Source organism: Candidatus Amarolinea dominans (genome assembly GCA_016719785.1).
In the GTDB taxonomy this organism is placed as follows: Bacteria; Chloroflexota; Anaerolineae; order SSC4; family Amarolineaceae; genus Amarolinea; species Amarolinea dominans.
In genome coordinates, this window is the sequence record JADJYJ010000031.1 from 149,847 (window position 1) to 171,804 (window position 21,958).

Consider the following 21,958-nt stretch of genomic DNA (forward strand, 5'->3'; position numbering starts at 1 on the left):
ATAGCCAACATTGTAAACGGAAACGTTCAGCCTGACAAGTCAGTCGTCATACCGGATGCACAACCGCGGGAGGAGGGGCCTCACCTCATCCCCCGGCCCCTTCTCCTCTCCGCGCGGCGGAGAGGAGAAGGGGGGAAGATGGCGGCCCTGCAGGCGCCCTGCAAATCCAAATGTACCCGGAATCGAGGCTTCAGCCGGTCTGCCACAGAGTTCTCAAGTGCGGGAGGAGGGGCCTCACCTCATCCCCCGGCCCCTTCTCCTCTCCGCGCGGCGGAGAGGAGAAGGGGGGAAGATGGCGGCCCTGCGGGCGGCCTGCGGGCGAGACGCCTGCGCTCCCAGTCGTTGATTTTCAAGTCGGCCACAAGCAAAGACGCAGACATGCGCCTCAAGGTGCGAGTATGGGGCTTGTGGGCTATTGCTATCCAACAATCAGTAAATTATACTGACTGTTGAACGTTGAGGTTTGCCAACGTGATCTGCCAACGTTGCAGCCCAACGCGATATTCTGAACCAGGCGGTATTATTCTATGAGTCAAGTTCTTGACAGCCACGAACTGTGGCAACGGTTCGATCATGACCATGCTTTCTTGAGTGAACTGGCCGGACTCTTCTTCGAGAGCTCTGGTTTGATGCTGGCCCAGGTCTCCGAGGCGGCGCGCTGTGGGGACCGGCAGACCGTCATGCAGGTGGCGCACTCGCTCAAGGGCGTCGTCAGCAACTTCGCGGCCAAGCCCGCATTCGAGGCGGCCCGTCGCCTGGAAGAAGTGGCACGCCACGACAACCTGGCGCGCATGACAGAAGCCAGCACCACCCTGGAAACAGAAGTGCAGCGCCTATGCATGGCTCTCGATCAGATCAGCCGGCCAGGCATGCAGGGCTGGGCTGGGCTACAGTAGGTTGACCGGGTCAACATCAATGTGCCACCCCGCGGGCAGGGTGATGAGGCGCACCACCGCGCTTGGATCACTGCCACGTCCCCGCACCAGGATGTGCCAGCGGTAGCGATAGCGCAGCCGCGCAAAAAAGCAGGGCGCCGGCCCAATCATCCCCACATCGCTCATCCCCAACCGGCTGATTTCCCCTTGCAACAAACGTGCAACTCGCTGCGTCTCCGCCTCTGCCTGCTCTGCGTTGCTGTGACTGTACACCAGGCGCACCAAGCGCGTCAGCGGGGGATAGTCCAACTGTCGCCGATAATCCAATTCCCGCCTGAAGAAACTGATGTAATCATGCTGACTGGCCGCGCTGACCGTGTAATGGTCGGGGGTATAGGTTTGGACAATCACCTGTCCGCCGCGTGCGCTACGGCCGGCGCGCCCAGCCACCTGCATCAACACTTGAAAGGTGTGTTCGGCGGCGCGCATGTCGGGCAGATACAGCCCCATGTCAGCGCTGATCACCCCTACCAACGTGACCATCGGCAGATCAAGGCCTTTGGCAATCATCTGCGTGCCGATGAGCACATTGGCCTGGTGATTGCTGAACTGCTCCAGGATTTCGGCATGGGCGCCCTTGTGCTGCGTGGTGTCACGATCCCAACGCAGCGTGCGCGCCTGCGCAAACTGCTCGCGCACCGCCTGTTCGATGCGTTGCGTGCCAGCGCCCAGGTAGCGGATGCGAACACTGCCGCAGGCCGGGCAGGTGGTGGGCACCGGCCGGCGACGATTACACTGATGACAGAGCAAAAAAGGCGTCAGCACCGCCTGCTCCAGGCGACGGGCGCCCTGCGGCGTCAGCTCAACCCCTACCGGCTGCTCCTGCTCCGCCAGGGGGCCATGGTAGGTCATGGGCAGTTCGCAGCGGGTACACTGTTCCACATGGCCGCAATCCCGGCACATCACCACCGTGGCATTGCCGCGGCGGTTGAGGAACAGAATGGCCTGCTCGCCCGCGTCGAGCGTTTGCTGCAGAGCGGCTTGCAGGGCGCGGCTGAGAATGCTGCGGTTGCCGGCGCGCAGCTCCTGGCGCAGGTCCACCACCGTCACCTCGGGCAGCTCGATCGTCAAGGGCTGGACATCCCCACCCTCCGTGCCTGGCCGATGCCCCATCACCCGGTTGTGCAGCGACAGGAGCTGCAACTGACCGCGCTGCGCGGCGTAGAAGGTTTCCAGCGCGGGCGTGGCACTGCCCAGGATGACCGTCGCCCCCGTCAGTTGACCCAGGCGCAGCGCCACCGCGCGCGCCTGATAGCGGGGCTGACGTTCGTGCTCCTTGTAGCTGCTATCGTGCTCCTCATCCATGATGATGACGCCCACATTGGTCAGCGGCGCAAAAAGCGCGGAGCGCGGACCGATCACCACCGGCAGCTCGCCCCGACGTATCCGCCGCCAGGTGTCGAAGCGTTCGCCGACCGAGAGATCGCTGTGCCACACCGCGATCCGATTGGGGAAGCGCACCGCGAAACGGGCGATCGTCTGCGGCGTCAGTGCAATTTCAGGCACCAGCACAATGGCCTGCTGCCCCTGTGCCAGCGCCGTGGCAATGGCACGCAGGTAGATTTCCGTCTTACCGCTGCCGGTGACACCAAACAAGAGAAAAAAACGGCTACTCATGTTGGCCGGCCGCGCTGCGGTCAGCACAGACTCGATCGCGCCCCAGGCCTTGTCCTGCTCGGCGGTCAACAGCGGCGGCGTTTGCTGAGCAAAGGTGCGGCCGGCCAGGGGATCGCGCATCACTTCGACCGATTCCAGCGCAATCAGGCCGGCGCCGGCCAGTGTACGCAGGGTGGGCATGTCCACATTGGCCGCGGCCAGCACGCGGCCCACCCACAGCGGCTCGGCGGACTCATGCAAAACATCGAGCACTCGTTGATATTTTTCGCCCCCGCGCAGGCTGATCACGGCCGCGTCGGCTTCGGCGGGCGTCAGCGCCAGGGAGGCCTGGCGGCCGTGGGTGTCCGGGGCAGAAACGATGCGAATCGAGCCGCGATCCGCCAGGGCCTGCAATGGCCCTGGCCCACAGCCAGCCAGTTTTTGCAGAGCGTCCATCGTCAGCACCGGGGGCGTGTGGCGTGCCAGCATCTCCAGGGCATCAGCCTGCTTGCTGCGGCGCCCCAGCGTGGGCAGCACCTGGCGGATGGTCTCCGGCTCCGCCAGCAGGCGCACCAACTGCTGCACGTGCGGGCGCACCGTGGGCGAGGTGACGGCGCTGCGCCGCGTGACCAGGCCGCGCCGCAGCAGCGGTTGCAGCACGCGGCTCTGCACCCAAACCGGATTTTCCTTCTTGAGCACACGCTGGCTGGCATCATTGCGCTGCAAACGCACCAGCAAGGCCCGCTGCTCGGCGCTCAGATCATCGGGCAGCGGCCCCGCGCCCTGGCGGCTCAGGACGACATCCACCCGCTGGGCCACGCCGGCCGGCAGCATGATAAAGAGGCAATCGCGCAGCGGCGCCAGGTAGCGCTGACTGAGCCAACGCGCCAGTTCCAATTGCACAGCCGATAGCACCGGCTCAGCCGCGGCCAGTTCAGCCAGGGCGCGCAAGGTGACGCCCGGCGGGGCATCCGACCGCAGGCCGACCACGATCCCTTGCAGGCGGCGACCACTGAACGGCACCCACACCAGGTGCCCAGGTTCGATCTGTCCCTGCAGCAGCGGTGGAATCTCGTAGCTAAAGATGTCGCTGGTGGCCGCGTAGCCACCGGCGCGGTTGACCGGCGTGTTGACAACAACGTCGGCCACTGCGCAGGGCACAGCCGTGAGATCAGCGGCGGGCATTGCGAGATTGTTCAAAGTCGGTTATACTCCTGCCGGTGTCGTTCCTGACCCAAGAATCGGGGCAGCGCCGTCGTTCGATCTGAACAGATTCAACCACCGGCGCGTGATCTGGCAGCACTCTCCTGTCAGGCCACGTTATTATGCCGTATTTGAGGCACATAGGCAATTCTGTTCGTGCTGTAAGGTTTGAGTCGCATGACAAGGCAACAACCAAATGTGAGGACCGTCAGCGGGCAGGATGAAAGCACCGTCATGACGCGCCTGTCGCCATTTGTGGCACGCGAGGCCGAGTTGGCCTGGCTGCAGGCCCGCTGGGGCCAGGCCCTGCGCGGCGACAGTGTGCTGGTGGCCGTCGAGGGCGACGTTGGGGTGGGCAAGGCGACCCTGGTTGACGTATTCGGCGCCCAAACGACCACGCAAGGCGCCCTGTTCGTCAGCAGTCGCAGCTACGACACCGGGTTGCACATACCCTATCAACCCTTGATCGAACTGCTGGCGTCGCTGTGGGATCAGTTGACCAGCATCCTGGGACCCGACCTGCCAGCCGACCTGAATCTGCCGACTACGGTTTGGGCTGAGGTTGGGCGTTTCGTGCCGGAGGCCCTGCTGACCGGCTCGGTGGCAACGCCGGCGCCCGCCATCGAGGGCCGCATAGATCAAAATCGGTTGCACTCCGGTCTGTGCAACTTTCTGAGCGCCGTTGCGCGCGTGAAACCCCTGGTCATCGCCCTGTATGATGTTCAATGGGCTGATCGCTCGACGCTGGCGTTCATCCACTATTTGGTGCATATCGGCCGCCCGCTAAACAACAGCATGCGCCAACCGCTGATGGTGGTCCTGACCCATCGCCCGGATGAAATAGACGATTCGCATCCCCTGCATCATCTGCTGCGCGGGGTGCGCACCAATGGCAGAGTGAGTGGCTGGAACGGCATTCAGGCGGTGCAACGGCTCCGGTTAGCGCCGCTCAGCCAGGAGGCCGTCGGTCAATGGCTCATGGCGCTGCTGCCCGGGGCCGCAGACCCCGCCCTGGCGCACTACCTGTGGGAAGGGTGCGAAGGGAACCCGCTCTTCTTGTTACACACCCTGGCCGATTGGCAGGAGCGCCATCTGCTGGCGGCGAGCGCCCAGGCCTCGCCCCCCGGGCAGCCGATGGTTGCGGCTGCAGCCAACCCAAGCCGGTGGCCGGCGCTGGCGCCGAACGTGCGCAGCGTCCTGCAGCAGCGTCGTGCCGGTTTGAGTAGCAACGGCCACCAACTCCTCCTGGTATTGGCGGTGAGCAATTGGCCCCTCGATCTCGAACTGGCGCGCCGCGTGCTCGATTGGAGTCCCCAAACCCTGCAGACCACCCTGGCCGAACTGGCGCCGACAGGCCTGCTCTGGCTGAGAGCAGAGCCGCGGCCTGAGCGCACGGCCAGCGCGCCGCCAGAGAACCGGGTCATCGGTCTGAGCCATAGCCTGATTCGCCGTACGATCTACGACGATGCGCGTGCGGATCAGGCCCGGCGCCTGCATCGCCTCCTGGCCGGCCAGTTGAATGCCTGGCATGAGCAGGGCGATGTGCAAGCGGCGGTGAAGGCCGCCATGCACGCCCGCCTGGCCGGCGCCAGCGATGATGACATCCTGCCGGCGCTGATGGCCCTGGCCGGCTGGGCCTTCAGCCTGAATGCCCTGGACAGTGCGCGTGAGTTGTACTGGGGCGCGCTGTCGCAAGCCACCCAGCCCGGGGACACGACCACCCAGATGCTCATTCATCGGGCGTTGGGTGATATCCATGAGTTGAACGGCGATTACCGGGCCGGCCTGGAACACTATCAGGCCGCCCTGGGGTGTACCGGTGACGTGGCAGAGCACATCCTCATCCGCTGTCGCATGGCCCAGGTGAGTCTGCAACACGATGATCGGGAGAATGCCGCCGCTCACGTGCAGGCCGCTTGCGACAATCTGCCGGCCGACCTCATCACAACCCTGCCGGCTGATCTGTTGACCCAGCAGGGAGAGGTCATGCTGCGATTGGGTCAGTTGGAAAAGGCGCAACAAAAACTGCTCCAAGCCCGCTCTGCCGTAGAAACGCGTGGCGACGTGAGCAGTCGCATCCACCTGGCGCATGTCCTAGCTGATCTGTCTACGCAGACAGGACAAGACGATGCCGCACTCAACCTGTTGCAGCAGGTGCTGAACCTCCCCGGCTCCGATCTCTGGCAGATCCGCACGCATGAACGGTTGGGGGAGATTCACCAGGCGGCCGGTCGCCTGGCAGAGGCCGAGCATCATTCTGCGCTGGCCCTGGAAGGCTTTCAGCGCCTGGGCGCCTGGAAGCAGCAGGCCCAACTGCTGACCGTCCTGAGCACGATTTATGAAGGCCAGGGGGATATGTCGCGGGCACTGGCACGCGCCCGCGAGGCCGTCGTCATCTATCGGATGCTAGAGCGCATCCCGATCCTCACCCACTAGCTCGATCTCCTGCTTGAAGATGCGGCGCAAGATCGCGATCGTGGTCGCATAGGTCGCATCTACGCCGAAGAAAGACAGACTCTTGGACAGCAACTGCTGACGGCGGCTGTACGGCGTGTCTGACGCGTAGTGCAACACGCCGATGTCGTAGGGCGCGTTGATGAAGAGATTGACGATTTCGTCCTGCGGGTAGCGCTGCGGGTAGATGTCCTCGTACAGGGCGCTCAAATACGGCCCGGTCTCCATTTCGATGTCGGTGTAACCCTCACGGTAGAAGATGCTCATGAACTCGCGGTTTTGCAGAAAGGTGCCGCGCACCGTGATCGCCTTCTGATTGTCGAAAACGCTGCCAAATGAGAGATAGGGCGCCACATCGGCCGCGGTGAAGCTGTTCTTGAACAGGAAGGTGTTACGCGAATGTTCATCATAGACCACGTTGGGAATCATCACATCACCGACGCGGCCATTCAGGGTGGCTGCCTTGCCCATGAAATAGGCGCCGCGCAACTCCGGCACGCTCGTGGTCACCTGCGCCAGGATATGATAGGCCGCCATCCCTAACGGATAGTCAATGTTGATGATGATGGCCTCGCTCTGGCGCAGGCGCTCCATCTGCGGCAGTTGCAGGCGCGGATCGCATTTGGCCGGATCAATCCGGTTTAGTTCGATGATGTGACTCGACACATCGAGATAGGCCGGCGTACTGATGGTGCTGATGCCCGATGCGGTCTCGGCCTGCCGATAGTCGGCCATGCGCTGAGTGTGGCCGCGCTCTGCCAAAAAGAAACGCTGGATGTAGTAGAGCAGATTGAGCAGGCGCCCCTGTGAACCGATGGCCTGGGCAGTCTGCGCTTCCGGCCACAGGTTTTCAGGATTGTTCGTCTCCAGAAAAGTCAGCAGTTCGGCCCGATATTGGCTGGCGAAGCCGCACAGGGCGTTGGGCAGGCTGTGCGTGTTACTCGAAACGAAGTAAATCGGGCGCCTGGTGACCGTCGCCGCATCGAGGCGCCCCTGGCTGGCCTCGGCGGTGCGGTCTTCGATGGTGCGCCACCAGCCTTGCGTGGCTTTGCGGTAATCGGTGCGTGACCCCGCCAACAGGTTAACGAACAGGTTCATTTCGTACTGGCCAATCTGCTCCAGGCGTTCGGCCAGGTGAGATCCCCAGGTGCCCGCCAGTTTCTCCAGGTCATCGCTGCTCATCTCCAAAATCTCTTGCAGCGCCTCCTGCTCCACATCGCCCAGCGGCTTGCCCTGCACATGGTGCTGCTTGATGGTCTGCAGCAGCACGGAACCGCGCAGGCGCATGTGCATCTTGTTCCACTCGATCTGGAAGGCGGTCAGGATGGGGATCAGATCATCAATGTCGGAGACGCTGGCAATGAAGCAGGCCAGGTTCTCATGATCGTCATAGAACATGCGCCGCCGCCGCGCCGGCGCGCGCACCAGGCGCCAGCTTTCGATGGCCCCGTAGCCGCGACGGGCAAAGACATCTTCCGATTGGCCGAGCAGCACGTAGCGCACATGCACGATCTCCGGCGGCAGGCGCAGCCAGGCGTAGAGAAAGGCAGAGATGTCCGGCTCCGGGTCGGCCGCTTTGAAGTGCAGGCTGGAATTCGTGCTGATGTGCGCTTCTTCCAGCGAGCGCACGCGAATGGAACCGCTGCTGCGCAGCAACGAGTAGTAGGTGCGCAGATACAGTTCGATGCCTTCACTGGTGGCAAATGGGACCGCGCGATCCATACAATGACTCCTTTCTCTAGGCCAGGTAGGCGGACAGGCCGCGCTCCTTCAACGCCTCGGTGATCCCCTTGACCTCCTGGGCGCGCTCACGCGGGCAGATCAGCAGCGCGTCGGCCGTATCAATCACGATCATGCGCTGCAGGCCGATGGCCGCGATCAGGCGCTGTTCGCTGAAGACGAAGCTGTCATGCGTGTCCAACAGGATATGCGGGCCTTGCACCACGTTGCCCTGCTCGTTGGCCGGCAGTTCGTCGGCCAGCGCGGCCCAACTGCCCACGTCGTTCCAGCCGATGTCCACCGGCAGGACGACGGTGTCGAGCGCGCCCTCCATGATGCCAAAATCAATCGTTTCGCTGCGAATCTGCATCCAGGCCGGGACCCAGGCTACGTCTGCAGCCGGCTGGTTGAGCGACGCCGCGATCGCGGCCAACTGGGCGCTCAGTTCGGGCATCTGGCGGGCAATCTCAGCGAGGATGCTGTCCGCGCGCCACAGGAACATGCCGCTGTTCCAGGAGAACTGGCCGCTCTGCACGAAACGCTCGGCCGTCTCACGATTGGGCTTTTCGGTAAAACGCAGCACCCGGTAGGCGGTCAGGCCATCCAGCGTGGTGATTTCCGGGCCCCGCTCCACATAGCCATAGCCGGTTTCAGCATAGGCCGGTGTGATGCCCAGGGTGACGAGGCGCCCCGGTGTGGTCGCCACCTCCGCGGCGGCGAGCAGGGCGCGACGAAAGGTTTCCTTACGTGCAATCAAATGGTCGGCCGTGAGAATGGCCATCACCGCGTCGGGGTCGCGCTGACGCAGGAGCGCAGCAGCCAGGCCAATCGCGGGCGCTGTTCCGCGCCCGGCCGGCTCCCCAATGACGTTGGCGCGGGGAATAGCCGGCGCCTGCTCGCTCACCAGGTCAACGTAGCGGGCATTGGTGATGACCAGGACCCGCTCCGCCGGGATGATGGGCGCGATGCGGGCGTAGGCCTCTTGCAGCATGGTGCCTTCGCCCGTGAGATCGAGGAATTGCTTGGGGTGAGCCTGGCGGCTGCGCGGCCACAGGCGGGTGCCGCCGCCGCCGGCCAGAATGACGGCGTACAGGTGTTCGTTACGGTGCATCGTCAAAGACCTCTCTGTCCTGGCGCTGACATGGCGCTTTGCGCAGCCCGGGCTACGCATGCGCCAGTATAGCACGGTGGGCGCTGCCAGGCCAAACTGACGCAGCAGTTCCAAATGTAGCACACATTCAACCACAAAGATACTGTGTTGAATGTCAAGTTTCGAGTTGGCGCTGGTTGAGAGCGCAAGGTATGCTGTGAGCTAGGTAGCAGCGCCAGGCTGCATAACGAGCTTTAGGTAATCGGGATCAAAGGGTTTGCGGTGTTTGAGGACACCAAAGACAATGTGCAACAGTTTACGCATGGCGGCGGCAACAACGACCATCTTAGGTTTTTTCTGCTCAGCGAGACGCTCACAGAAACTATGCACCAATGGATTGTGAGATTTTGCCGAGAGAGCTGGGAAGTAAAGGGCTTTACGGAGGACGGCATTACCGATTTTGGACAGTTTAGGTTTGTGACGCACCGAGGTGCCAGACGTGCGACGACTGGGACAAAGGCCGGCGTAGGCGGCGAGTTGAGTAGCATCATCAAAGCGGTTGATGTCCTTGATCTCGGCGATCAGCTTAGCAGCGGTGGTATCGCCGATACCGGGGATGGAAACGAGCAGGTCTCGCTGTTGCTTGAGGTCAGGATGTTGATCGAGATGATCAGCGATCTGACGTTCAAGATCAGCGATTTGGGTATTGAGGAAAGTGATATGCTGCTCGATGGCCTTGACGACAGCGGGGGCCGTAACGCCAGACTGAAGGCGGTTGCGCTCCTCGGTGCGCATGTCGAGTAATGATTCGAGATGTCGAGTCATCATTTGCAGATCACGTATGGCTGGAGGAGGCGGCTGCCACGGATCAGGATTCTGGGTACGACAAAAATCAGCAATCACAGCGGCGTCAAGGCTGTCGGTCTTATTGCGTTTCAATTGGCTGGCAGCATAGGATGCAATTCGACGTGGATTGACCACACTCACGGTCAAGCCCTCCTTGTGAAGAAACTCGGCCAGTTCATCTCCATAACGACCGGTTGCTTCCATGCAAGCGTGGACATTGCTCCCGCCATGTTTCTTCAGCCATTTGCTCAATTTTTCGTACCCAACTTGATTGTTGCTTGTCTGGAACGGTGTAGAGCGATTTTCCTGTGTAAGGAACGCATCAAAAGTGTCTTTTGATATGTCAATACCCAGGTATGCTTGCATTATTGTAGCCATCTTCTTGTCTCCTTTCAGCGTGCTATGGCGGAGGCCAGACCCGTGTCAACGCGTAGTCTTATCAATCCAAGCTCATGTCTGCTACGACCAATCGGCTTGAGATACTGTTCGTGCTCGGACACGGGCTAGAAGAGAGGATCTTAATCTTTGCGACTGATTCGCTGATCCTAAGCACAAAACGGATTCACTCTCTTCTTGGCCCATCCGTCCTACCAGTGTTGAGATGCGCCGTCCGACGACAACCTCATCACTGATGAACTAACAATAGAATTCTAGCACATATTTGGCTTGACCATCGTCTTCGCATCCAGCCGGATGTTGGAGGGATCGGGGGATTGTCAGTGTCTGTCGCCTTCAACGTTCCTGTGTCGCTGACAACCTTTCTCACCGACCATGATCTCTCTGCGGTGTCAAAGACATGGCTCTGTTTGTATCGTTTCTTGTTTCCCCCATATCATATAAGAGCACAAAGAACACAAAGAAACGGCAGATCAGACGCAAATCAGCAACTTCTCTGCGTTCTTTGTGATCTCTACGGTGGGCGCTGCCAGGCCAAACTGACGCAGCAGTTCCAAATGTAGCACACATTCAACCACAAAGAGCACAAAGAACACAAAGAAACGGCAGATCAGACGCAAATCAGCAACTTCTCTGCGTTCTTTGTGATCTCTGTGGTTAAAAACCAGGCTTCATTTGGAACCGCTGAAACTGACGCCCGCCCATCCCAGGCGAAGGTTAGTATCTTACCAGCTTCTGCCCTGGCAGAGCACGACCACAGGATTGGGAAGTTGTTTCTTGACAAGCCCTAATCGCTGTGCTACGCTTTCTTGGAGTATTTATCATGAGCTTAACGAAATTGAGCGAATCATCAACGAGCGATACGACGAAATCATCATCGCCTGGCGCCATGAACAGGCTAAGCGGCACAATCGCTAAGGTCAGGATCACCATTGACCCCGAGTTCAGGCCTTATGCGCCCGTGCTCATTCCCGACCTGGATGCCGTGAGAGCGTTAGCTGAACAGGTTCATCAGCAGAACAAATACTGGCAGGGTGAAGCATTCGGATGGGACGTGGAATATCACCCATCCCGACCCGAACCACCGCCGCACTCGAAGATGCAGTTTACGCCGGCAGATTTCTGGATAGGGGATGCCACTATTTGGGGATTCTCCATGATGTGGGAACGCGGTGATGACAAACCGCCGGTGGAAACGGTATCCGATGGCAACATCGTCGAGGAACTACAGCCTGTATAACTGGTTCACAGGTCCGGCATCATAGACGCAAGAGGCGTAACTGCTCAGCCTGCCTGGAATTCAGACAGGATTCGTAACTGCTCAGCCTGCCTGAAAACAGGGAGGGGTCGACAGGGGGGGAGGGGATGGATCTCGTGCCGAAGTTTTGCCACACAGGCAAGAATCCTGTACATCCTGTTCATCCTGTCCAAATCGGCCCGCAGGGTGAGCAGTTACAAATTGTATCAATAAGTGCCAGCGTCAACTGGCGCGTGCTGACCGGGCTGTCTGCGGTTTCCTGATTGGGGCCGACGCAGGCCGGGCAGCCGCCGCGACAGCCGCAGGCCATGACCAGGTCACGTGCGGCCTGCAGCAGGGTGGTGTGCAGCTCGAAGAGCCGCGGGGCAAGGCCGATGCCGCCGGGGATGCGGTCGTACAACGTGATCGTCGGCAGGCCGTTGTGCTGGCTCTTGAAATCGTGCGTCGCGCCCAGGTCACGCGGATCGCACATCAGGTGCAGCGGCGCCACGTTGACCAGGGCGTAGGCGAGACCGGCCAGACCGCTGCGCACGTGGACGATCATCTCCGCACGGCGATGGCAGGTCCGGCAGAGGGTGGTCAGATTCTCCGGCCGGTTGGCCTCCAGGTAGGCCTGGTTGCCCAACGGCGGCGGGCCGGGGATGTAGCCAAAGAAACGAAAGGGGACGCGGTGATGCACATCGTGCTGGCGCGCGGGCGTCTCCGCGGCGCCACAGCCTGTGCAGCGATAGCCGTCACGCGCCCGCACGTGGCCCCGCTGCTCCTGCCAGTTGGGGCCATAGTCCAGAATCGGCTCGTCCCACCACAGGCCCTGGCTACGCAAACTCTCACTGGCTTCCTCCGGCAAGCTGAGCCAATAGGCCGTGGTGTCCATGCGCTGTTCAGGGAGTTCAATCGTCCCAGTGCCCAGGGTTTCCTGCGTGTAGAGCCGGACTTTGCGGTAGGTGGTGGCCTGGGTAGTGACGGTGACTTCGCCCTGGCCACGCAGGCTGCTGCCCAGCCGTTCTTGTTTCTCCTCACGACGCACCAGCACCGTGGTGGTGCTGCTGGCTTCCGTGTAATACTCCAGGCTGACAGGCTGCACAAAGGCCTGCCCGGCCGGCCAATCCAAGCGCGTCACCAGGTAGCTGCTGCCTTCGTGCAGATAAATCGCCCCTTCGTGCAACAACAGCGGCACGCTGAAACGGTCGAGCACGCCGATGACCGGCGCGGCGGCCGCGGTCGGGGCTGCGGCGTCGGCGGCCAGAATGGTGACGGTGTCATTGCCGGCCGCACGCAGTGACACCTGGCGCGCCGGCTGGTTCTCGTTCATCCAGTACCAGGCGTCGCCGCTCTGATGCAGCAGCCCCTGCTGCGCCAGGTAGGCCAGCAGTTCCTGCGTGAAAGCAACCTGTCCAAAAGTTTCAGCGGTCGTCAGCGGCAGCTCGAAGGCCGCGCACTGCAAGTGATTCAAGAGAATGACCAGGTTGTCGGGGTTGATGTAGGCACGCTCCGGACTTTGCTCGAAGAAGTAGCGCGGATGGGTGATGACGTACTGATCGAGCGCGCCCGGGCCGGCAATGAGGATGGCCGCGGCCACCCCCTGACGACGCCCGGCCCGGCCCATCTGCTGCCAGGTGCTGGCAATGGCGCCGGGGAATCCGGTCAACACGGCCGCGCCCATTTGACCGATGTCCACCCCCAATTCGAGGGCGTTGGTGGCAATCACGGCGCGCACCCGACCCTGGCGCAGGCCGGTTTCGATGGCCCGCCGTTCTTCCGGCAGATAGCCTCCACGATAGCCGCGCACGGCATCCGGGTCAACCTGGTGCTGCGCGCCGCCCGGCTGTTGGCGGGCTGTGGGCAAAGGCCGTTGCACGCGGCGCCGCAGATAGGTCAGCAGCAGTTCGGTGGTCAGCCGGCTACGCGCAAAGACGATCGTCTGCACCCCGTGCGCCAGGAAATGAGCAGCCAGGCGTTCAGCCTCCAGAACGCTGGAGCGCCGCAGGCCCAGGTCGCGATCTACCACGGGCGGGTTGTATAGGACTACGTGACGCGTGCCCTGCGGCGAGCCGTCACGGTCCAGCAGGCGCACCGGCGCTTCCAGCAGGCGTTCTGCCAGCTCTTGCGGGTTGCCGATCGTGGCCGAGGTGCAGATGAACTGCGGCGCACTGCCATAGAACTGGCAGAGGCGGCGCAGGCGGCGCAGCACGTTGGCGACATGGCTGCCAAACACCCCGCGGTAGGTGTGCAGTTCATCCAGCACAATGAAGCGCAGATGCGTAAACCAGGCGGCCCATGACGGGTGGTTGGGCAGGATGCCGGTGTGCAGCATGTCCGGGTTGGTGAGCAGGATGCGCGCCTGGCTGCGAATGGTGCGACGTTGGCCGGCCGGGGTGTCGCCATCGTAAGTGCTGGCGCGGATCGGCGCAGCGGTCGGGCCTGATTCCGCGGCGTGGAGGGTGGTCAGCAAGGTGTTCAGTTCGGCCAACTGATCCTGGGCCAGGGCCTTGGTGGGGAAAAGGTAGATGGCGCGGCCCTGCGGCTGCTGCAGAAGGGTGTGCAGGACCGGCAGGTTGTAACACAGGGTTTTGCCTGACGCCGTGGCGGTGACGATGACCAGGTTCTCGCCGGCCAGGGCGGTTTCCAACGCCTCAGCCTGGTGCGTGTACAGGTGGGTCAGGCCGCGCTGCTGCAGCGCCTGGCGCAGGCGCGGGTCGAGCGCGGTCGGAATGGGCGCGAATTGCCCGGCGCGGGCTGGCAGCTCCTGCCAGGCAGTTACCTGGCGCATGAAGTCGGCGTCCTGCCGCAACTCAGCCAGGCAATCCTCGATGCTCATGGCAATGGCTCCCGCCGGCGCGCTATGGCCGGCTGCTCCCGCCCATGATGGGTTGAGGCACGGGAGTGGCCGGCTGGATGACCGGCAGGGTGTGGAGGCGCGTGCCCAACTCGATCTGCGCCGCATTTTCGGCCGTGACGCCGTTGGGGACATCGGTGACGCCGTTGGCCCAGAGCAAGAAGTTGACCACGCGCCAATACTGGGTTGGGGTCAAATCGCCCGGCGCAGAGTAGGGCATGGTGAGCGAGACGTAATCGTACAAAACCTGGGCGTTGGCAAAACGACGCAGGGCGCCGGCAGAGACCACGGCCGGCGCGTAGTTGTTGGGTATTTGGAAACCTTCCGGCGGATGGTCACGGCCGTGGCACTTGGCAGAGGCGCAGTTCTGGTGCTCCTCGTCCCAGGTGGCGCGCCAGGCTGCGGTGAGTCCCTGGCCCACGTCGCCATGACAGGTGGAGCAGCGCTGGGCGTAGACTTCGACGCCGGTCTGGCCGGGGGGAGTGGGTGTGCCGGCAAAACGATAGGGCGCCACATCCGGCGGTTGAGCCAACCAGGCTGCGACCGCGACGCCGGCCACGATGACAAGCAAGAGGGGAGCGATTAGACTTGTTTTCATAGTTGAGGCGTTCAGGCAGAAACCCTGTTAATCCTGTCAATCCTGTCCAACAAAAAGCCCGGCTGTCACCGCCGGGCTTGATGTACAAGGCTGCCATGGTTGGCTGTTAGCTGGTACCCTTCAGGCGTGGGTCGAGCGCGTCGCGCAGACCATCGCCCAGGAAGTTGAAGGCGAACATCGTAATGGCCAGGGCCAGGGCGGGGAAGATGGCTTGGTTGGGATAGGTGCGTATCACCTGGGAGCCATCAGAAATCATCGAACCCCACGAGGGCGTCGGCGGATTGACCCCCAGGCCGATGAAGGAGAGAAACGCCTCCAGACTGATGTAACCGGGAATGGAGAGGCTTTCGGCCACGATCAGGGGGCCAATGATGTTGGGCATGATGTGGCGGAACATGATGGACATGTCTTTGGCGCCGATGGTGCGGGCCGCTTCGACATATTCCTTTTCACGGACTGACAGCACCTGGCCGCGGGAGAGGCGGGCCATCGTCTCCCAGGCGGTCAGTCCAATGCCCACGTAGATGAAGAGCACACCTCCCAGGGCGGCGTCCAGTTGACTGATCGCGTAACTAAAAGTGCCTGGCTCTGGTTTGGCGAAGGTGGAGCGGAAGAACGCCATGAGCAGAATGATGAACAGGATCTGCGGGAAGGCGTAGAGAATGTCCACGATGCGCATCATGATGTTGTCAACACGACCGCCCAGGTAGCCGGAAACGCTGCCAAAGATCACGCCGATCAGCAGGCTCACCAATGGACCGATGATGGCCACGGTGAGGGAGATGCGCGAGCCGAAGACGATGCGGCTGAAAATATCGCGGCCCACATAGTCGGCCCCGACAGGATAGTCCGCGCTGTACCTGGCGTAGGGCTTCATGGAGGTAAAGATGGTGGGCACCCAGGTAGGCACTTTGTTGACATCCAGCAGCGTCTGGTCAGAAAATGACCTGGGCGCAATGAAGGGGGCGCCCACAGCCAGAACAATGAGCAGGAAGATGATCGCCATGCCCATGACGGCTGCGCGATTGCGGATGAGCCGGCGGAAGGCCTCAGCCCACAAGCTGTCGCCCTTGCGCGCCAAGTTGATCGTGACGGCGCTGCTATTTTGTGTACTCATTTGCGAGGCTCCTCTTCCGAATTTAGGCGTAGCGGATACGCGGATCCAGGAAGCCGTAGAGAACGTCCACGACCAGGTTGGCGATGACCAGCAGGATGGCGTAGAGCAGAATCGTGCCCATGATCACGGGGTAATCACGGTTGGTGATACTGGTAACGAAGTATTTGCCCATCCCCGGAATACCAAAGATGGTTTCGGTGACAAAGGTACCGGTCACTAAGCCGGCAAACATCGGTCCCAGGATGGTGACCACAGGGATGAGCGAATTCTTGAGCGCGTGGCGTGTCACCACCGTGCGCTCGGTCAGGCCCTTGGCGCGCGCCGTGCGGATGTAGTCTTCGCGGACCACCTGGAGTAAGCTGGCGCGTGTCAGGCGGGCGATGATGGCGGAGCTGCCCAGCCCCAGCGCGATACAGGGCATGGCTGCATAGCGGAAAAAATCCGGCCCCAGGTTGGAGGGCAGAAAACCGAGCACGAACGGCGGTTGAGCGCCCCAGCCGGTGGGTGGCAGCCACTTGAGGGTGACACCAAAGATCCACACCAGGATCGGCCCCATCACGATGACCGGCACCGAGACACCGAAAATAGCGACACCCATGCCGAGATAGTCAAAAAACGAATTCTGTTTGAGAGCAGCCAGGATGCCAAGTGGCATACCGATAATCACCGCTACGATGAGGGCGATGAGGCCCAGTTGCGCGGAGATGGGGAATTGCTGGCGGAAGATATCATTGACTGTGCGGCTGCGTGACGTAAACGACGGCCCAAAATTCATCCATTTGATCCACTGCTTGTCACCCACCTTGATGTTGACGATGGCGTCATCCAGGAGAGAGGTGTTGGGCGGTACAGAGGAGAGCTTGGGCACAATCACGTTGGACAGATAGTCAAAATACTGTTTGTAGAGGGGATCGTTCAGATGATAGCGCTTGTCCAAGATCGCAATGATCTCAGGCGGCAAGGCTTTCTCTTTGTCGAACGGGCCACCGGGCACAGAGTGCATGAGGGTAAACGTGATGGCTGACACCACAAACATGGTGAGCACCATCCAGAGCAGGCGGCGTACGATGTAACGTCCCATTTTCTGCGGTCTCCTTTATCCATCAGCGTGCAGCAAAGAAGGTGGGTAGGCGTTCAGACCCTCACCCCCCCGGCCCCCTCTCCCGTCGTGGAAAAGCACACGACGGGAGAGGGGGGTAGGGGGTGAGGGCTTACGGTGGAAGTTCTGTCATCCTGAAATGAGGCGAAAGGACATCTTGCGCACAGATGGGGCAGCCGCGGCCAGTCGCTTCGCTGCCTTCAGCATGACACAACGCATTGCCGGCGGCGGTGAGATGGCGAACATGTCCGCCATCTCACCGCACAGAGGGTGAGAGAAGCACTGCTCCTCCCACCCCATTGGATCAACTTACTGCGTGATGTCCCACTTCTCGTAGGACTCATGGCCAGAGGCCGAGAAGGTGCGGACGACGTACGGCTTGGTCACTGTGTTGCGCGTGTACCAGTAGATCGGTGCAATCGCAGCGTCAGTGTTGACCAGGATGTCTTCCGCCTGCGCGTAGAGCTCGAGGCGCTTCGCAGGATCTGCCTCGACTGCAGCCTTCAGGACGATCTCCTGGAACGTATCGTTCTGCCAGTTGATGCCGCCACCCTCGGTCGGGTTCGCAGAACCACCCTTGATGAACACTTCGCGGGTGAAGTTGTTGGCATCCGGGTAATCCTGGCACCAGCCCAGACGGTAGATCTGCGGCGTACCGATCGGATCACGGATCGTCTGCAAGAAGACCTTCCATTCCTGGTTGGTCACCTTGATATCAACGCCCAGGTTGGTCTTCCACATCTGCTGGATGGCCTCAGCAATCTTCTTATGGCCGGAAGAGGTGTTGAACATCAGGGTGATATCCAGCTTGTCCTTGGTCAGACCCTTTTCGGCCAGGTACTCATCCAGGTTCTTGTTGGCCGCGGCGACATCGAACTTGATACCCAGATCCGGGTGATCCGCCATGGTCGGTGCAGCAGCCAGGCCGGGGCGAGCAAACCACTGCGCCGGCTCCTGGCCACCCTTGAGCACGTTGTCAATCAGGCTCTGGCGGTCAATGGACTGGGAGAGGGCACGGCGCACGCGGGCGTCGTCCACAAACGGAGCCTGGGTGTTGAAGCCATAGTAGTAGGTACACAGGTTCGGGGCCGTCACATACTGCTTGGACAGGTCAGGGTCAGCCTTGACGCGATCAATGTCGGCCAGCGGCACACTGGTGCTATCCAGATTGCCGGCTTCGTACTCGGAGAAGGCGGCCGTTTCATCCAGCATCGAGAAGACCACTTCGTCCACCTTGGGCTGAGGCACGGCATCGGTACCGGGCCAGAAGGGATTCTTGACGATGCTCAACTGCGAGTCATGGATCCAGCTCTTCAGCGTAAAGGGGCCATAGCTCTGGAAGAAGCCAGGCTCGGTCCAGCGATCGCCGCGGGCGTCGGTGCAGTCGCTGCCATCAATGACCCAACTGGGCTGCGCATGAGCGACCCACAGGCCGATGATGTTGGCATTGTAGGCAGCAGCTTCGTTGAAGTCAACCTTCAGGGTGTAGGTGTCAACCACTGTGACGCCCACCGTGGCTGTGTCGGTGACCGTGCCACTGTTGAAGTCGGTGGCGCCGGCAACGGCGAAGCTCAGCACGTACGCGTAGTCAGAGGCGGTTTCAGGCTTGAGTGTGCGCAGAATGCCATACTGGAAGTCATAGGCATTGACCATGCGGTCCGCGCCGTTGCAGTCCTGAACCTTGTTGACGACGTTCTTGGCGCCATCATACTTGACCCACGGCACATCATTGCGCAGTTGGAAGGTGTAGCTCTTGCCATCTGCTGAGATGTCCCACTTGGTCGCCATGCCAGGGTTGAGCGCCGAGGTCACTTCCTCGAGACGGGTCAGGCCGACGGTCGTGGAATCCACCACCTGCACGGACGACGTATCGCTCGAAAGGGCCGGGTCAATCGTCGGCACATCGCCGGCGCCGAAGTTCTGACGCAGAACCTTGGGGCCTACCGGCGGGACTGCCGTCACTTCCACAACCACCGTCTTCTCGACCACCACCGTCTTCTCGACTACCTTGGTGACCTCAACCACGACGGTTTCCTTGGCCGGTGTCGGTGCAGCGCCGCCGCAAGCCGACAGAACTAAACTAGCAATAACCAGGACTGCGAGCAAAACAGTCCGCTTTGTCGAACGCATGAGTATCTCCTCCTAAAAGGGTGTACAGAAATTGTCGCGTTCACGACCATTTGTCGTGAAGCGCGTTGTGCCACCTTCTACGCAGCGTGCCAGGCCGTATGCAGTAGCAAACGAATCATCGAGCCTCAATCACCCCCCTTCATCCATAAAATATACGGCAGTCACAGGCGCGATCTGTAAATTCGGGCGCCTGCAAGACGTTACGTCTTTCTTCGCCAACCTGCGCCGGCCCAGGGGCACAGCCGGAGCAGCATGACGACCGCAATGAGCGCCTATCCCAAAAACCGCTCTGGCCGGTCCACGGCAGCTACTGCGGATAGGCTTCTAGTAGAGATGGCAGGCCGTGAAATGGTCGCTGCCGACGCTCTTGAACTCCGGCTCCACCTGGCGACAAATATCCATGACCCGCGGACAGCGGGTGGAGAAGTAGCAGCCCGGAGGTGGGTTAGCCGGGCTGGGCACATCCCCCTTCAGAATGATGCGTTTACGTGTTTGCTCGGCCTGGGGGTCCGGGATCGGCACAGCCGACAGAAGGGCCTGGGTGTATGGATGCAGCGGGTTGCGATACAACTCGACGCGTTCGGTCAGTTCCACAATCTTGCCCAGGTACATGACGGCCACCCGATTACTGATGTGGCGCACCATCGAGAGGTCATGGGCAATGAACAGATAGGTCAGGTTGAACTTGGCCTGCAGGTCTTCCAACAAATTGACGATCTGCGCCTGAATCGAAACGTCCAACGCGGAAATCGGTTCGTCACAGACGATGAACTGTGGGTTGATGGCCAGGGCACGGGCAATGCCGATGCGCTGGCGCTGGCCGCCCGAAAACTCGTGCGGATAGCGATTGATGAAATACGGATTGAGGCCCACGATCTGCAACAGTTCTTGCACACGGTTGCGGCGGCTCTGCTTGTCGCCAACGTTATGTACATCCAGCGGTTCACCCACGATGCTGCCCACGGTCATACGTGGATTCAACGAGGCATAGGGATCTTGGAAGATCATCTGCATTTGGCGGCGCTGGCGACGCAGGTCTTCACCCTTGAGGGCAGTCAGGTCCTTGTCTTCGAAGAAGACATGGCCGGCCGTGGGGCGGTAGAGCTGCAAAATCGAGCGTCCGGTGGTTGACTTGCCGCAGCCGCTTTCGCCGACCAGGCCCAGGGTTTCCCCGCGCTTGATGTTAAAGTTCAAACCGTCAACCGCCTTGATGGCGCCGACCTGTTTCTGAAAGATGATCCCCTGGGTAATGGGGAAGTGCATCTTCAGGCCATCCACGCGCAGGATATAGTCGTCGGACTTTACTGAACCGTTCGTACTCATGACCGCGCTCCTCCTGTGGTGACGTCTACCCAGCAGGCCGCCTTGTGTCCCGGACCAACCGGCGCCAGCAGCGGGTTATCTTCCTCGCATTTGCCAATCTTATATTCGCAGCGGGCCGCAAACGGGCACCCCTTTGGCAGCGCAATCAAGTCTGGTGGGAAACCTTCGATAGACTTCAGGCGCACCGGCTTGTCTTCGTCCAGGCGGGGCAATGACCCGAGCAGACCCAACGTGTAAGGGTGGCGCGGGTTGTGGTACAGCTCACGCACAGCCGCCTCTTCGACGATGAATCCGGCATACATCACGAGCACGCGCTCAGCCATGCCGGCCACCACGCCCAAGTCGTGGGTGATCCAAATGACCGCCATGCCGATCTTATCTTTGAGGCTCTGCACCAGGTCAACGATTTGGGCCTGAATCGTCACATCCAGGGCGGTAGTCGGTTCATCAGCGATGAGCAACTGCGGGTTGCACGACAAGCCCATGGCGATCATCACACGCTGGCGCATGCCGCCCGAGAACTGGTGCGGGTAGTCGTCGAGACGATCGGCTGCGGCCGGAATACCGACCAGCTCCAAAAGCTCCACGCTGCGCTTACGCGCCTGCTCTTTGTTCATGCCGAGGTGCAGGATGAGCGTCTCGCTGATCTGAAAGCCGATGGTGAGCACGGGGTTGAGCGAGGTCATCGGATCCTGAAAGATCATGGCGATGCGATTGCCGCGAATCTGCCTCAGCTCATCCGGATCCAGCTTCAACAGGTCACGGCCATCAAAAATGACCTCACCAGCCACAACCTTACCGGGCGGCGAGGGAATGAGCCGGGTCAACGACATGACGCCGACGCTCTTGCCACAGCCGCTTTCGCCGACGATGGCCAGGGTTTCCCCTTCATTGAGTGAATAAGAGATGCCATTGACAGCATTGACTACGCCATCTTTTGTGAAGAACTGAGTGCGCAGTCCACGAACATCAAGCAGGACTCCCATGGGCGCCTCCCTGGCTGGGCGTGATCGAAGGATGAACAATGAACGGAATGGACAACTTTGAGTTTAGCACATCAACTGGCACTTGTCAAAGTGTCTGCTGCAACGCGAAGCGCCCTTTACTGCTTCTTCACGGCATCTTAATCTTCCGATTCCTCCGCCAGGGGCAGTTCAACAGCAACGGGGGCGCCCACGCCGATCTCGCTGCTGTTGTGCAGGCGGCCGCCGTGCGGCGCACGCGCTCATGGGACTCTCTGTGCTCGGTGACGTCGCGTCCCACCGACTGAATTTCAAGCAGGCGCCCCCCGTGATCGGGGATGGCGTGATCGGTCCGATGTTGCCAATGCGCGCCGGCGTCGGGGGTAAGCACACGAT

The 21,958-nt window shown here is 61.1% G+C and carries 14 protein-coding genes; 3 read left to right on the forward strand and 11 right to left on the reverse strand.

Going from position 1 to position 21,958, the window contains the following annotated elements; all coding sequences use genetic code 11:
* The first annotated feature begins 527 nt into the window (after window positions 1-527).
* Window positions 528-896 carry an Hpt domain-containing protein gene (locus IPM84_24620; GenBank protein MBK9095878.1) on the forward strand — a complete coding sequence of 123 codons (369 nt, stop codon included), beginning with the start codon at window positions 528-530 and terminating at the stop codon, window positions 894-896.
* Here IPM84_24620 and priA read toward each other — a convergent pair.
* Window positions 888-3,731: a primosomal protein N' gene (gene priA, locus IPM84_24625; GenBank protein MBK9095879.1), complete on the reverse strand. Its 2,844-nt coding sequence runs from the start codon at window positions 3,729-3,731 to the stop codon at window positions 888-890. The genes IPM84_24620 and priA overlap by 9 nt on opposite strands.
* A 180-nt stretch (window positions 3,732-3,911) precedes the next feature.
* Between priA and IPM84_24630 the strand changes: the two genes are divergently transcribed.
* Complete coding sequence (locus IPM84_24630) at window positions 3,912-6,170, forward strand: AAA family ATPase (GenBank protein MBK9095880.1); 2,259 nt, start codon at window positions 3,912-3,914, stop codon at window positions 6,168-6,170.
* On the opposite strand, the gene IPM84_24635 is transcribed toward IPM84_24630, so the two are convergent.
* The 3 genes from IPM84_24635 to IPM84_24645 form a co-directional block, all read right to left on the reverse strand.
* On the reverse strand, window positions 6,141-7,910 hold the full coding sequence (locus tag IPM84_24635) for a hypothetical protein (protein MBK9095881.1): 1,770 nt from the start codon (window positions 7,908-7,910) through the stop codon (window positions 6,141-6,143). The two genes, IPM84_24630 and IPM84_24635, sit on opposite strands and share 30 nt — an antisense overlap.
* A 16-nt stretch (window positions 7,911-7,926) precedes the next feature.
* Window positions 7,927-9,141, reverse strand: coding sequence for a mannose-1-phosphate guanylyltransferase (locus IPM84_24640; protein MBK9095882.1), 1,215 nt, complete (start codon window positions 9,139-9,141; stop codon window positions 7,927-7,929).
* A 78-nt stretch (window positions 9,142-9,219) separates the two neighbouring features.
* Window positions 9,220-10,212 carry an IS110 family transposase gene (locus IPM84_24645; protein MBK9095883.1) on the reverse strand — a complete coding sequence of 331 codons (993 nt, stop codon included), beginning with the start codon at window positions 10,210-10,212 and terminating at the stop codon, window positions 9,220-9,222.
* Between the two features lie 850 nt (window positions 10,213-11,062).
* Here IPM84_24645 and IPM84_24650 point away from each other — a divergent pair.
* Window positions 11,063-11,479 carry a hypothetical protein gene (locus IPM84_24650; protein MBK9095884.1) on the forward strand — a complete coding sequence of 139 codons (417 nt, stop codon included), beginning with the start codon at window positions 11,063-11,065 and terminating at the stop codon, window positions 11,477-11,479.
* Between the two features lie 178 nt (window positions 11,480-11,657).
* On the opposite strand, the gene IPM84_24655 is transcribed toward IPM84_24650, so the two are convergent.
* The 7 genes from IPM84_24655 to IPM84_24685 all read right to left on the reverse strand — a co-directional run bounded on the left by IPM84_24655 (window position 11,658) and on the right by IPM84_24685 (window position 21,586).
* Window positions 11,658-14,315 carry a DEAD/DEAH box helicase gene (locus tag IPM84_24655; GenBank protein ID MBK9095885.1) on the reverse strand — a complete coding sequence of 886 codons (2,658 nt, stop codon included), beginning with the start codon at window positions 14,313-14,315 and terminating at the stop codon, window positions 11,658-11,660.
* 22 nt (window positions 14,316-14,337) lie between these two features.
* Window positions 14,338-14,931, reverse strand: coding sequence for a c-type cytochrome (locus IPM84_24660; protein MBK9095886.1), 594 nt, complete (start codon window positions 14,929-14,931; stop codon window positions 14,338-14,340).
* Between the two features lie 106 nt (window positions 14,932-15,037).
* A complete protein-coding gene (locus tag IPM84_24665; GenBank protein ID MBK9095887.1) occupies window positions 15,038-16,048 on the reverse strand; it encodes an ABC transporter permease in 1,011 nt (336 codons plus the stop codon).
* A gap of 22 nt (window positions 16,049-16,070) precedes the next feature.
* Window positions 16,071-17,129 carry an ABC transporter permease gene (locus tag IPM84_24670; protein MBK9095888.1) on the reverse strand — a complete coding sequence of 353 codons (1,059 nt, stop codon included), beginning with the start codon at window positions 17,127-17,129 and terminating at the stop codon, window positions 16,071-16,073.
* A gap of 327 nt (window positions 17,130-17,456) precedes the next feature.
* Window positions 17,457-19,277, reverse strand: coding sequence for a peptide ABC transporter substrate-binding protein (locus tag IPM84_24675; GenBank protein MBK9095889.1), 1,821 nt, complete (start codon window positions 19,275-19,277; stop codon window positions 17,457-17,459).
* Window positions 19,278-19,601: 324 nt separating this feature from the next.
* Window positions 19,602-20,600, reverse strand: coding sequence for a dipeptide ABC transporter ATP-binding protein (locus tag IPM84_24680; protein ID MBK9095890.1), 999 nt, complete (start codon window positions 20,598-20,600; stop codon window positions 19,602-19,604).
* Window positions 20,597-21,586: an ABC transporter ATP-binding protein gene (locus IPM84_24685; protein MBK9095891.1), complete on the reverse strand. Its 990-nt coding sequence runs from the start codon at window positions 21,584-21,586 to the stop codon at window positions 20,597-20,599. The genes IPM84_24680 and IPM84_24685 overlap by 4 nt, the downstream gene beginning before the upstream one ends.
* Window positions 21,587-21,958 lie beyond the last annotated feature (372 nt).